The 13,757-nt window shown below is 66.2% G+C and carries 9 protein-coding genes; all 9 read left to right on the top strand.

From position 1 onward, the window contains the following. Positions 1–50: 50 nt before the first annotated feature. Positions 51–986: a sugar phosphate isomerase/epimerase gene (locus tag VF167_14380; protein ID HEX6926605.1), complete on the top strand. Its 936-nt coding sequence runs from the start codon at positions 51–53 to the stop codon at positions 984–986. After that, the gene (locus VF167_14375; protein ID HEX6926604.1) at positions 979–2,214 is read left to right on the top strand and encodes a Tm-1-like ATP-binding domain-containing protein; all 1,236 of its coding nucleotides are present in this window, start codon (positions 979–981) and stop codon (positions 2,212–2,214) included. Before VF167_14380 ends, VF167_14375 begins: the two co-directional genes overlap by 8 nt. Next, a complete protein-coding gene (locus VF167_14370; GenBank protein ID HEX6926603.1) occupies positions 2,215–3,138 on the top strand; it encodes a creatininase family protein in 924 nt (307 codons plus the stop codon). It abuts the gene before it with no gap. A 254-nt stretch (positions 3,139–3,392) separates the two neighbouring features. After that, complete coding sequence (locus VF167_14365) at positions 3,393–4,118, top strand: DUF1080 domain-containing protein (GenBank protein ID HEX6926602.1); 726 nt, start codon at positions 3,393–3,395, stop codon at positions 4,116–4,118. A gap of 90 nt (positions 4,119–4,208) precedes the next feature. Beyond that, positions 4,209–7,199 carry a HEAT repeat domain-containing protein gene (locus VF167_14360; GenBank protein ID HEX6926601.1) on the top strand — a complete coding sequence of 997 codons (2,991 nt, stop codon included), beginning with the start codon at positions 4,209–4,211 and terminating at the stop codon, positions 7,197–7,199. 240 nt (positions 7,200–7,439) lie between these two features. After that, the gene (locus VF167_14355) at positions 7,440–10,589 is read left to right on the top strand and encodes a TonB-dependent receptor (protein HEX6926600.1); all 3,150 of its coding nucleotides are present in this window, start codon (positions 7,440–7,442) and stop codon (positions 10,587–10,589) included. Between the two features lie 98 nt (positions 10,590–10,687). Next, complete coding sequence (locus tag VF167_14350) at positions 10,688–12,439, top strand: RagB/SusD family nutrient uptake outer membrane protein (protein ID HEX6926599.1); 1,752 nt, start codon at positions 10,688–10,690, stop codon at positions 12,437–12,439. Between the two features lie 364 nt (positions 12,440–12,803). Further along, positions 12,804–12,953 (top strand): hypothetical protein, encoded by a 150-nt coding sequence (locus VF167_14345; protein ID HEX6926598.1) that lies wholly within the window; start codon positions 12,804–12,806, stop codon positions 12,951–12,953. A 4-nt stretch (positions 12,954–12,957) separates the two neighbouring features. After that, positions 12,958–13,683, top strand: a complete 726-nt coding sequence (locus tag VF167_14340; GenBank protein HEX6926597.1) for a DUF2270 domain-containing protein — start codon at positions 12,958–12,960, stop codon at positions 13,681–13,683. Positions 13,684–13,757 lie beyond the last annotated feature (74 nt).

The following is a 13,757-nucleotide window of genomic DNA, read 5'->3' as shown; positions in this document are numbered from 1 at the left end:
CGGGCGGGATCCTTCACCTCAATCGCTTACCACCCAGGAGGAGCTGCACCATGCATCTGTCCATGCACAACTGGATGCGCGCGGAGCCGGTCGACGTGACGATTCGCCGCCTGGCCAGGTACGGCTACGAGAGCATCGAGATCAGCGGTGAGCCGGATCTCACGGACACGAAGGAGGTGCGTCGGCTGCTGCAGGAGAACGGGCTGCGTTGCTGGGGGTCGGTTACGCTGATGTTCGCCGGCCGAAACCTGCTGGCCAAGGACGAGCAGGAGCGGGCGAACTCGGTGAAGTACGTGAAGGACACGATCACGATGGTGAAGGAGATGGGTGGTGAGGTGATCACCGTCGTGCCGTGTACGGTCGGCAAGATCGTCCCCGACGCCACCCCCGAGGAGGAGTGGCAATGGGCCGTCGAGAGCATGAAAGAGTGCTACGAGCACGGGCTGCGCGAGGGAATCCGCATCGCGATCGAGCCGCTCAACCGCTTCGAGACCTACTTCCTGAACCGTGGCGCCCAGGCGCTGGCCCTCGCCGAGGCTACGGGCCCCGAGTGCGGCGTCTGCCTCGACGCGTTCCACATCAACATCGAGGAGTCCGACCCCTACGCAGCCATCCGCCAGGTCGGTAAGCGACTCACCACCTTCCACGTGGCCGACAACAACCGGATGCCCGCCGGCCACGGGACCTGGGACTGGCCGAAGCTCATCGCGACCCTGCGCGAGGTGGGCTACGACGGGGCCCTGACCGCCGAGTTCGTGGCGCCCATCGATCGCACCCCGGCGAACCCCTATCCCCACGCGATCGAGACCGAGCCGGTCAACATCTCCCCGGAGCAGCTGAAGTTCATTCGCGAGCACGGCAGCAGCCTGTTGAGCGAGCGGTTCTACGACTGGCTCGTCGAGGAGAACGCCAAGACGCTGCTTCCGCTGATCCGCGACGGCGCGGCCGCGCCGAGCGCGACTGCCGCCGCGAGCGTCCGTGGGTAAGCGGGTCGTACTGGTCGGTACGCTCGATACCAAGGGGCGGGAATTCGCCTACGTGCGCGATCGTCTCCAGGACCTCGGCCTGGAGACGACCGTGGTGGATATCGGCATCCTGGGCGAGCCCCTGGGGATCGAGCCGGACATCGACCACGCCGAGGTGGCTCGCCACGGCGACACCACGATCGAGGAGCTGCAGCGGGCGGGAAGCCGCGGGCGCGCCGTAGCCGGGATGCGGGACGCCGTGAGGGCGCTCGTCCTCTCGCTTTACCGGGAAGGACAGCTGGACGCCATCTTCGGCATGGGGGGCGCCGAAGGAGCGGTGATGGCTGCCGCCGCCATGATGGCGCTCCCCGTCGGGGTGCCCAAGGTGCTGCTCTCCCCGATCGCTTCGGGCAAGCACTACTTCGACCCGCTGGTGGGCACCAGCGACATCATGGTCGTCCACACCGTGGTCGACATCCTCGGGTTGAATCCGGTGGCCTGCACCGTGTTCGACAACGCGGCGGCGGCGCTCAAGGGGCTGGTGGAGGACGGCAGGCGGGGCCTGCCTCCGCCCGATCCGAACGGCCGCTACGTCGCCGTGACCATGCTCGGCAACACCACCCGCGCAGTGATGGCGTTGAAGGACCGCCTCGCCGAGCACGGTTACGAGGCCGTGATCTTCCACTCCAATGGCGTGGGCGGTCCGGCCATGGAGGAGCTGGCGGAAGCCGGACAGTTCGTGGGCGTGATCGACTATACGACCAACGAGGTCAACGACCCGATGGTCGGTGGAATTCACGATGGGGGACCGGATCGATTGCGGCGCATCGGCCGCGCCGGGATCCCGCAGGTAGTGGTGCCCGGCTGCATCGATTTCAGCGTCTTTCACGCAGGGGCGATTCCGCCGGCGCTGCAGGATCGGCCGGTCTACGATCACAACCCCGAGTACACGCTGGTGCGGACCAGCCGGGAAGAGATGGTCGAGCTGGGGAGGATTTTCGGCGAAAGGCTGGGAGAGGCGAAGGGACCGGTGAGAGTGGTGGTCCCCACTCGCGGGTTGTCCATCCCGAACGTGCCCGGCGGCCCCTTCTGGGACGTCGAGTCAGACGCCGCGTTTCTCGAGTCGCTGCGGGCGTCGCTGCCGTCGAACATCCCTATCGAGACCATCGACATGCACGTGAACGATCCGGCCTTCGGCGCGAAGGTGGCGGATCGCTTCGTTCAACTACTCGATCAGGAGCGGAAGTAGATGGCAGTCCAGCGTGAATTGTCGGCGAAGGCGCCTCCCCTGACCACGGGCGACGAAGAGTTCAGGAGCAAGTTCATCTCCTGGAACCTCGCCGACCTGACCTACGTGGACATCCGCGAGTACCTGAAGCAGAAGGATTCGATCCTGGTGCCGATGGCGAGCACCGAGCAGCACGGGCCGCACCTGCCGCTCGCCACGGACACGATCACCGCGGTCGAGGTCGCTGCGCGGATCTCCGAGCACATTGCGGTGCTCCACACGCCGCCGATCTGGGCGGGCTACTCGCCGCAGCACATGCACGGGCCCGGGGAGGGGCGGGGCACGATCACACTCCGCAGCAGCACCCTGCTCGCGGTGATGTACGACGTGGCTCGCAGTCTGATCCACCACGGCTTCAACCGCATCCATTTCATCAACGGACACGGTTCGAACGTCAAGGTGGTCGATCCGATCCTGCGCAAGCTGCGCTACGAGACGGGGGCGCTGATCAGCTTCGTGAAGCCGTACATGGAGAACTACACGGGGCTTATGGAGGGGCTGCTGGAGAATCCCCCCGACGAGACGCCCGGCTGGCACGCGAGCGAGCTGGAGACCTCGCAGGACATGGCCCACAACCCGGCCCTGGTGCGGATGGAGCGGGCGGAGCACACCCGCGCGCACATCCCCGACTACCTGCCGCGTACCTTCGCCAAGAAGGACGGCATGCCGGACGTGGAGTTCGAGGGCTACAAGTACTTCACCTTCCCGATGGACCACCACGAGTTCATCGAGAGCGGGACCATCGGCAATCCCCTGCGGGCGACGGCCGAGAAGGGCGAGGAGGCCTTCCGCCGCTTCGCCGAGCACTGCGCCCGCGGCATCCTCGAGCTCGAGAAGGTGCCGGTGGAGGTGAAGAACCGGGAGTTCGTGGATAGGGTGCTTTGATGAGAAGCTAGGAGCTGGAAGCTAGAAGCTAGAATTCTCTGCTTCGGGCTTCCCTGCGGGGCGGTGGCGACTCGGCTGAATGCGGCCCCAGATTGTCACAAAGGCCAGTCGTCCTTCTAGCTTCTAGCTCGTAGCTTCTCGTTCAGCATCAAGAAGCTTGACAGCCGCCCGTTCGCCGCACATCCATAGATGAACGTGCGACGATAAATGAACAGATGTGCAGATTGGCTCACCCCCAGCCTGAGGTGATCGCCTTGCAACATCGTTTCGCACCCCTGTTTGGAAGCTCGCTCCTCCTCGTCGCTCTCCTCGCCGGCTGTGCCGGCGGCCCCGCACCGGCCGGGGACGGATCGCAGCCAGTTGGTCTGGCACAATCCCTTTTCAATGGCCGCGATCTGAGCGGCTGGAATGGGGATCCGCGCTACTGGCGCGTGGAGAACGGCGCCATCGTAGGAGAGACCACCGCCGAAAACCCCCTCACCCAGAATACTTTCATCGTCTGGGACGGCGAGCCGGTCGAGAACTTCACCCTCCGCGTCGATTTCCGCCTCACGGGCGGTAATTCCGGAATCCAGTACCGTAGCCGAATCCTGGAAGGCTGGTCGGCGGGCGGCTACCAGGCCGACATGGACGCCGCTAATCGCTACACGGGTATGCTCTACGAGGAGCGTGGCCGCGGCATCATCGCGACCCGTGGTCAGAAGGTCGTGATCGAGCCGGACGGCCGCTTCAACGTGGTGGGCTCGGTGGGCGATCCCGAGGCGCTCGGCAAGGCCATCGACATGTCGGACTGGAATACCTACGAGATCACCGCCATCGGCAACCACCTGGTTCACAAGGTGAACGGTCGGGTCACCGTGGACGTGCTGGACAACCAGGTCGAGGAGCGCAGCATGTCGGGTGTCCTCGCCCTGCAGATCCACACGGGGCCACCGATGAAGGTGGAGTTCAAGAACATCACGCTCACCCGGTTGCCGTAATCCGCTGAGCTTCCGCGCTCCGACGCGTGTCGACGTCGAGTGCGGAGCGGGCGAACGGCACCGACATCACCATCGGAAAGCGATCATCAAATGAAGCGGCTCGCGATCATCCTGTTACCCCTTCTCGGCGTGGCCGCCCTCGCGTTCCGCCAGCTCCCGCCGCAGGACGAGGTGGAGTTCACCGTTCCCGAGGGCTTTGCCGTCGAGGAGGTGTACGCGCCCGTCAAGGCGGGCACGGTCGTGGCCATCACCTTCGACAGTGAGGGTCGGCTGGTCGTCGCACGCGAGAACGGACCGATCGTCACGCTGCTGGACAACAACGGCGACGGCGTGATCGACGCGGAGCGGGCCTTCACCGACTCTTCCATGGTAATCGCCAGTCAGGGCCTCGTCTTCGATGGACCCGATCTCATCGTGGCCGGGCGCTCGCGGCGGGGCACCGGCCTCTTCCGGGTGCCGGATGCGAACCGGGACGGCGTGGGCGATTCCGCCCAGCTGATCGAGCTGTCCACCGGCGACATCCAGGAGCACGGACCGCACGCCGTCTTCTTCGGGCCCGACGGCTATCTCTACTGGGCGCAGGGCAACTTCTCGTACATCTACGGCACCCCGTCACCTCTGTCGCCGGTTCGCGAGTGGGAAAATGGCAGCCTGCTCGGCCGCGACGACGCGCGCGGCTTCGGCTCGGCCTACACGGGCGGACCCGGGGGCAACTTCATGCGGCGTGATCTGGCCCGGCACGCGCGCCCAACTCCCCAGGACGGCCGCGGGTTCGGGCAGGGCGGTGCGCGACGCGATCAGTGGGAGCTGTTCGCCATGGGCTTCCGCAACCAGTACGACGGGGCCTTCAATCTGATGGGGGAGCTGTTCACCTTCGACTCCGACATGGAGTGGCATCGTGATGCTCCCTGGTACCGCCCCACTCGGACGATCCACGTGGTCCCGGGCGGCGACTTCGGGTATCGCGAGGGCTCCCACGTCCACCCGGAGTACTTCTTCGACCACCCGCCGGCGGTCGAAGGGCAGGGACGCGGCTCGCCCACCGGCGTCACCATCTACAACTCGTACGCCTACCCTGCCGAATACTGGGACATGGTCCTGCAGGCGGACTGGTCCCGCGGCCGCATCGTCGGCAGCCGCATCACCAAGGAGGGCGCAAGCTACCGCTCCGAGAGCAGCAACTTCGTCTACGGCGAGCCCCTCAACGTGACCGACGTGGAAGTGGGGCCGGACGGCAACGTCTACTTCTCGCTGGGCGGCCGGAACACCTCGGGCGGCATCTACCGGGTGGTCTATCGTGGCAACGAAGCGATGGGGCGCCCCGCGGCGAATACTCCGCTGGATAGCGTCCTCACCCTGCCGCAGCCGCGCTCGGCGTTCAGCCGCCAGACGGCGCGCGAAATCAAGGAGCGGATGGGCGACGCGGAGTGGCAGCAAGCGCTCACCGCGGAAGTTCGCAACACCTCCGCGGCGCCCGAGCGGCGGGTGCGCGCCATGGAGCTCCTGCAGGTCTTCGGGCCGGGGATGGACGAGAATACCCTGGGGCCCCTGACGCAGGATTCCGCGTGGGAGGTCCGCGCTGCCGCCGCCTACTACCTGGGCATGAAGAGCAGCCAGTCGGCGCGCCGCCTCCTCGTCGCCCAGTTGCGTGACAATGACCCGTTCGTCCAGCGCCGCGCGGCCGAGGCGCTCCTGCGCAGCGGGGTGAACCCGCTGGTAGAGGCGCCGCTGGATCCGGTGCAGGACGTCTTTCCGCTCCTGGGCAGCCAGGACCGCTTCGTCCGTTACGCAGGTCGCCAGCTGCTCCAGGCGATCGATCCCAACCAGTGGGCGGAAGCGGCGTTCGCGCTCGACCAGTATCCGCAGGCAACCGAGGCGCTGCTGGCCTACGTCGAGATCCTCGACGATGCCGACGTCTGGAAGGTGACGCGTCTGGCCCGACGCGAGCTGGAGCTGCTGCGGCAGAACCCGGCCGAGGACGCGCTGCTCGACCTCGTGCGGCTCATCGAGCGCACGACGCTGAAGGATCACGGCGTTCGCAACTATTCCGCGGCGCCGTCCAGGGCAGGGGTCGGCGCGCTGCCCCCGCCCGGCGTGGAACCGGCCGCCAGCGGTGGTGGACGCCGCGGAGGCGGGGAGGGAAGTGTGCAGATGCAGATCGGCGACCTGCTGCTGGGGCGCTTCCCCGCCGCCGATTCCCTGCTGAACCGCGAGATCGCGCGGGTGCTGGCCTACTGGCAGGTGCCCGGAACCATTGAGAAGCTCACGGCGGAGCTCGACAACCCGGCCAATGGTCGCGAGCAGCAGATCCACTATGCGGAGATGCTGAGCGCGGTCGAGGAGGGGTGGGACGCGCAGTCGATCGAGCGGATGGCCAGCTGGCTGGAGAAGGTCTATCGCGAGGATTGGCGCGGAGGGGCCAGCTTCGCCGGCTCCATCAACCGCATCCGCGACGATTTCCTCGCCTACGTACCGCCCGATGAGCGGGAGGAGCTCGCCGCCCGCATCGAGGCCGCACAGCCGCAGATGGCCGCGGCGCAGAGCGCGCGGGGATTCGGCAACGTGAGCATCTCCGAGGAGGAGCTATTCGAGGAGCTGGTCTACAACCCGAACATTCGCGAGGGCGACCCGGCGGGTGGAGTGGCAGCGTTCGAGCAGGCGCTCTGCACGAGCTGCCACACCTTCGGTCCCATCGGGCGCGAGTTCGGCCCCGACCTCACCACCGTCAACCAGCGATTCAGCCGCCGCGACCTGGTGCGCGCGGTGGTCTTCCCGAACGAGACGGTGTCCGATCTCTGGCAGGTGGAGGAGATCACCCGGAGGAACGGGCAGACGGTGAGCGGAACGATCTACCGGGAGGACGCGACCACGGTGGTGGTGCAGATTCCGGGGACGACCCAGCAGGTCAGCATTCCGAAATCGGAGATCGTGTCCCGTCGGCGGTCGGAGAAATCGCCGATGCCTGAAGGCCTACTCAACCAGCTCAATGGCGCACAGCGACGCGACCTGTTCCTGCTGCTCGAGGCGGGGCCATCCGCCATTCCCGACTCGGCGCTGACGCGGCTGGGCGTGAGCCGCTGATGCGTCGAAGCTGACGGCCGAGTGGCGGGTCCGGGTCATCCTGGGCCCGCCACCGTCCATCAAACACGATGCCCGCCACACAGCAGTAAGCGGACATAAAGTGCAGGAGCCCGCCTGTTGGGGGCGTCCAACGACGGGTGCCGGAGCCGCCGAGCTCGTTCACCGGAGCTGTCACGCGCCGGCAGCGTCGGTGGGCGGCGAGGGTGCGCATCTCTCTCACGTCCAGATTCGGAGGAGTACATGGAACGAATCGAATTACTGTTGACCTGCCTGGTCGCATTGGCGCTCCTGGCATGGTCAGCCGGGGAGGCGCAGGGGCAAGCGACGGGACAGATCGCCGGTAGGGTGACGGCCAGCGACGGCGCCCCGCTCTCGGGGGCGGCGGTCGCGGCGGACGGGTACGGTGCCATCACGGACGCTGACGGGCGCTACACCATCGCGGCGGTTCCGGCAGGCACTTACACGGTTCGGGTGAGCGTGATCGGGTACTCCGAGCAGACCCAGGAAGTCACCGTCACGGCCGGTCAGACCGCTACTGCCAATTTCCAGCTCACCGCCTCGGCGGTCGAGCTCGAAGGGGTGGTTGCGGTCGGTTACGGGACCGCTCGCACTGAAGACGTGACGGGCGCGGTCGCGTCGGTGCGGCGGGAGAACATCGAGAACCTGCCGGTGGCCGGTGCAACGCAGGCGTTGGCGGCCCAGATCCCCGGCGTCCAGGTGGCCACCCACACCGGAGCGCCCGGGGCCGGAGCGAACATCAAGGTGCGCGGCGTGTCGGCCATCGGCGCTGGCGGTAGCCCGTTGTACGTGGTCGACGGCGTGCCCATCAGCCCGGAGTCCGCTCAGGGGCAGAACTCCTTCAACATGCGGAATCCCCTGAACGACATCCCGATGCAGGACATCGAGTCGATCACGGTGCTGAAGGACGCTTCCGCGGCGGCGATCTACGGGTCGCGCGCGGCGAACGGGGTGGTGCTCATCACCACCAAGAAGGGTGCGGCCAACCAGGGGCTGCAGGTGGATATCAACGCCTACACCGGCTGGCAGACCGCCGACATGGAGCGGTTCCCGGAGCTCGCCAACGCTACCGAGTTCGCCACCTTCATGAACCGCCGGTGGCGGCAGCTCAACCCGGGGCGCCCGCTCAGCGAGATGCCCGAGGAGTGGCAGAACCCGTCGCAGTGGGGTGAGGGGACCAACTGGTTCAAGGAAGTGCTCCAGACCGCCCCCACGCAGGAGTTCAACGTGGCGGTGAGCGGGGGCACCGGTCGCATTCGCTCCTACTTCTCCGGCGGTTACTACAACCAGACGGGCATCCTCCTGAACTCCGGATACCAACGCTACAGCCTGCGTGCGAACCTCGAGACCAACCTGACCGATCGGCTGACCCTCGGCCTCAACCTCGCTCCCAGCTATAGCATCCGGCATCTGGCCGAGGAAGGCGGAAACGCTCGGTCTGGAGGCTTCGGCTCCACGCAGCACGTCTGGCCCACCGAATCGCCGTACGACGAGAACGGCAACCTGCAGCCGCTGGTGTGGGGATGGGTGTCGGGCAAGACACAGCCGAACCCGATCATCGTGCTGAAGGAGCAGGTGAACGACCGCAGGACGCTGCGGACTCTCGCCAGCACGTACCTGAACTACGAGATCTTCGACGGCGTGCAGCTGCGCACCAGCGCCAACGTCGACTGGGCCGACACCGACGTCCAGACCTTCCGGCCGTCTACCATCTGGGGCGCGAGCGGCCCCTCGATCCCCAGCGGCGGCTACAACACGGGGACCTACCTGAGCCTGCTCAACGAGAACACGATCACCATCGATCGCGATCTCAACGAGTCGAATCGGCTTCAGCTCCTGGGTGGCTTCACCGTCCAGAGGGAGTCGGACACAGGCGCGAACTTCAACGGTCAGCGCTTCCCCGACGACGACATCCAGACCCTGAACGCAGCCGAGACGATCACCGGGAGCACCAGCGAATCGGAGTGGTCGATGGCGTCGGTCATCGGGCGTCTGAACTACACGCTGCTCGATCGCTACGCGTTGACCGCGACCCTCCGCGCGGATGGATCCTCCCGCTTCGGCGCGGACAACCGGTGGGGCACCTTCCCGTCCGCGGCGTTCGCCTGGACACTGTCGGAAGAGCCGTTCATGCGCGATGTGACCTGGGTGGATGCTGCTAAGCTCCGCATCTCCTACGGACTCACCGGAAACAACCAGATCGGTAACTATCCGTCGCTCGGCGTAGTCAACCGGTCGGACTACGTCTTCAACGGCAACGTTGCTCCGGGGCGCGTGCTGAGCACCCTGCAGAACCCGGATCTGGGGTGGGAACGCTCCCGCGAGGTCAACGTGGGCCTCGACGCGACCCTTTTCTCCGGGCGCGTGGGTCTGGTAGCCGACGTCTACCAGCGGCGCACCGACAACCTGCTGCTGTCGCTGGAGCTGCCCGTCGCCTCCGGCTTCGGCTCCGTGGTCGCCAACCAGGGGTCGATCCAGAACCGGGGCTTCGAGATCGGCCTGAACACGGTCAACGTCGACAACGGGCGGTTCAACTGGCAGACGAACTTCAACCTCTCCGTGAACCGCAACAAGGCGCTGGACCTGGGCGCGAGCGATACGCTGCGCACCGGTACCAGCATGGAGGGAGCGAACACCCACATCACCGTAGTGGGCGGACCGGTCGGCCTCTTCTACGGCTACCGCATCATCGGCGTGTACAGCGCCGAGGACATCGCGAACCCGAACGTTGCCAAGTTCGCGGGCGCGGTGGAGGGCGACCCGATGTTCAAGGACGTCAACGGCGACGGGATCATCCGGCAGACGGAGGATTTCGAGGTCATCGGCAGCCCCTACCCGGACTTCACGTGGGGGATGACCAACACCGCTCGCTGGGGTCCGTTTGACCTGCGCGTGACCGTCGACGGTGCGGTCGGCGGGCAGCGGCTCAACCGCAACCTCGCCACCATCGAGAACATCGACGGTCCGTTCAACGTCACCAAGAAGTACGTCGAGAACATGTGGATCTCGCCCGACAGCACGGGCGACGGCTTCACCCCGGCAGCGGGCAACTCGTCCACCACCGGCCGCCGCATGTTCCGCGACGTGAGCAATCGCTGGGTGGAGGACGCGGATTTCGTCTGGATCCGCAACATCACGCTGGGCTGGAACCTGCCGGAGAACTGGATCCTCAACGCCCGGCGTGCGCGTCTGAACGTCAGCATGCAGAACCCCTACATCTTCTCCTCGTTCAGGGGGAACCCGCAGACGGAGTCGAACCAGCTGCTTTCGGCGGGGGGATCGCCCAACGCGCCGAACCTGACTCCGGGCGTGGACAACTTCAGCTACCCGCTGCCTCGGGTCTTCACCATCGGCATCGATCTGGGGCTATAGCGGGGAACGCCTTCTCCTACAGCACGGCGGCAGAGCGGGAACGCAACGCCTGACGGCCACCGTCTGCCGCCATCGACCTACGAGACGAGGATCCAAGAATGAGGCGATTGCTGAGCATATTGTTCACGGGCGGGATCGTGGTCTCTCTGGGAGCCTGTGACGACTTCCTATCCCCCGACCCGGCGACCTTCGCCAGCTCGGAAACCTATTTCCAGACGCCCGGGCAGATGGAGCAGGCGGTTTCGGGGCTGTACTCGCAGATGGCAAATCTCTATGACTGGGACTGGCGCGAGCTGGTCGACCTGCGGGGCGAGGACGTGACCCTGCAGTTCAACATCAACGTGCCGGGCTTCACCTTCCAGCTCGACGAGTTCCTGGAGGCCACCAATGACGCCACGGTGGCCGGACAGTACACCGCCATCTTCGACGCGATCTTCTCCGCCAACGTGATCCTGACCCGGATCGATGATGTGGAGTTCGAGGATCAGGCGCAGAAGGCGCGCATTGTGGCGGAGGCCAAGTTCATCCGCTCGCTGGCGTTCTGGCAGGCGATCCAGCTCTTCGGGCTGGCCGAGAGCTGGGAGCCGGACAACCTCGCCGTGCCGCTCATCCTGGAGGAGATCACCAACCCCAACCAGGCCTTCGAGCTGGAGCGCGCAACGGTGCAGCAGGTGTACGATCAGATCATCGCCGACCTCACCGAGGCGAAAGCGGCGCTTCCCGTGCGCGGATCCGCCGGCGCAACCGGCGCCAACAGTGGCCGGATTACCCGTGGCGCGGCGGCCTTCCTGCTCGGAGCGACCTACCAGCTCAACCCCGATCCGGCGGCGCAGCGGGCGGCGCTGGCGGAGTTCGAGAGCCTCGAGGGCGATGGGTATGCGCTGATCACCTCCGGCAGCGGTGAGAACAACGCCTACCGCGAAATCTTCAACCCGGCGAACAAGAACAACATCGAGTCGATCCTGGAGATCCAGTACTCGGTGGCCTCCGAGAACGGCTCGCTGCGACAGAACCTCGTGCCAGCAATGGCGCCGCTCAACTCCGCCGCCGGCGGAAACGCTGGAGATCCCCAGACCATCGCCGTGTACGGGGCCTCCGGGAACGGCTCCTATAACCCCACGCAGAACCACATCCTCAGCTTCGTGGGTTCGGACCCGGACGCGCCGGCCGAGCCGCGTGATCTGCGCTACGAGGGTGGCTACGGGATGTTCTGCCCCTCCAGCGGCATCAGCGGCGTGCTCGGGGTCGAGGACCGGCTGCGCGAGACGGAGGATATCACGCTCGGTGGGCCGAACACCCAGTACCCCGAGCTGAACATTCCGCGGGTGCGCGATCCACAGACCGGAGAGGTCCGGGAGAATTGCATCCCGTACTTCATCAAGTGGCGCTGGGTGGAGCACATGCCGCAGCCCGGCCGGGACAACAACAACTGGATCGTCTTCCGCTACGCGGACGCGCTGCTGCGGCGGGCGGAGTCGCACGCGCGGCTGGGCGAGGACGCCGAAGCGCTGCAGCACCTGAACACCGTGCGCGAGCGCGCGGGTCTGCCGCCACTTTCCGGCCTCTCCGGACAGGAGCTGCTCGACGCGATCCTGCGTGAGCGGAGCTGGGAGCTCGGCGGAGAGGGACACCGCTGGCTCGACCTCAAGCGCTTTGGCGTGGCGTCAGAGGTGATCAGCGAGCACGGCGAGGAGCGTAAGAGGCTGGTGCCGCGCACCTCTCCCTCCGCGTACGGCGTTACCGGGGCGAATGCCTATCGCCTGCGCTACCCGATCCGTCCCCGCGACGTGGAGCTGAGCCAGTGCAAGATCCTGCAGAATCCGGGATGGGGGTCGTGTGAGGGGAAGTGAGGTTGAAGAAGCTAGGAGCTAGAAGCTAGAAGTTAGAAGGGGAAGCCAGGAGCCAGGAGTCAGGAGCCAGAAGGTACTTCCGCGGTTTCACTGCGAGCCCGGATGCACCCCGTCTGACTTCTGGCTCTTGGCTTCTGGCCTCTACTCGGTAGTCCGGCAGTACCCGCGGTTCAGCTCGCGTGGCAACAGTCAGAAGTCCAGACTGCCTCCGGGCCTTTAGTCGCGGGAGCCGAACTGGCCGTCCTTCTAGCTCCTAGCTTCTAGCTCCTAGCTTCTCCTCCTAACTCCTCAACTCCCAACTCCTGACGCCCCTGGTAACCTTCTTGCTATCCCCATTTTCCAACCCACTTCCCCCGGAATTCCCATGAACTCGCTGCTCTGGTTCGCGATCGTGCTGCTGGTGCTGTGGCTGCTCGCCGCGGTGACCAAGGTGGTGGTCGGCGCGCTCCTGCACCTGCTGTGGATCGTTGCCCTGGTTCTTCTCGTTGTCTGGGCGTATCGGAAGCTTTTCTGAGCCGATGGAGCTTCCCGACCCGCCGCGGGAGACGTTGCCGGAGGTGGACCCTTCCAGCGCCGTCGTCGTCCATTTCTATCGAGCGGTGGTGGCGCACATGGACGTCTGGCGCCAGCGGATGGACGCCACCACGAACTGGGCCGCGGCGACCACCGCCGGTATGGTGACCTTCTCCTTCGGCGCTCCCGAGTCGCCCCATTTCACCCTCCTGCTGGCCGCCGCCTTCGACGTGATGTTCCTGCTGATGGAATCGCGTCGCTATCAGATCTTCGACCTATGGCGGCGCCGCTTTCGACTCCTCAACCGGTACGTGGTGGCGCCCGCGCTGGGCACCCAGGCGGTGCCCGACCGCGAAGCGCAGGCGGCGGCGCTGCAGGCCATCGGGGTCGAGCTGGGGCGACTCGTCCCGCACCTCTCCCTGAGCCAGGCCGTCGGCTACCGACTGCGACGGAACTACGGATACGTCTTTGCGCTGGTGCTGCTCGCGTGGCTGCTCAAGCTCGAAGTCCACCCGACCGGCACCTCTGCGCTTTCCGAGATGGTCCATAGAGCGGCCATCGGGCAGCTCCTCCCGGGGTCCGCGGTGATGGCGCTCGTCGGACTCGGGGTCCTGGTTGCCGTTGCTCTCGGCCTGGCTGCCCCGACCGAGCGAATGGTGAACTGGGTGGACCTTCCCTCGCCCTTGCAGCGCCTGGTGTCCCGCGGCACTCCCGAAGAATCACCCCGATAGCGCCGCTTGATCTCCGGCGGGGGCTGGTCTCAGCCGACTTTACCGCTCCCCCGGGACGCCGTATGATCCTCCCG

It is taken from the genome of Longimicrobiaceae bacterium, from assembly GCA_036375715.1.
Lineage (GTDB): Bacteria > Gemmatimonadota > Gemmatimonadetes > Longimicrobiales > Longimicrobiaceae > DASVBS01.
The sequence above is the reverse complement of the archived record's forward strand: the minus strand, read 5'-3'. Positions and strand labels throughout refer to the sequence as shown.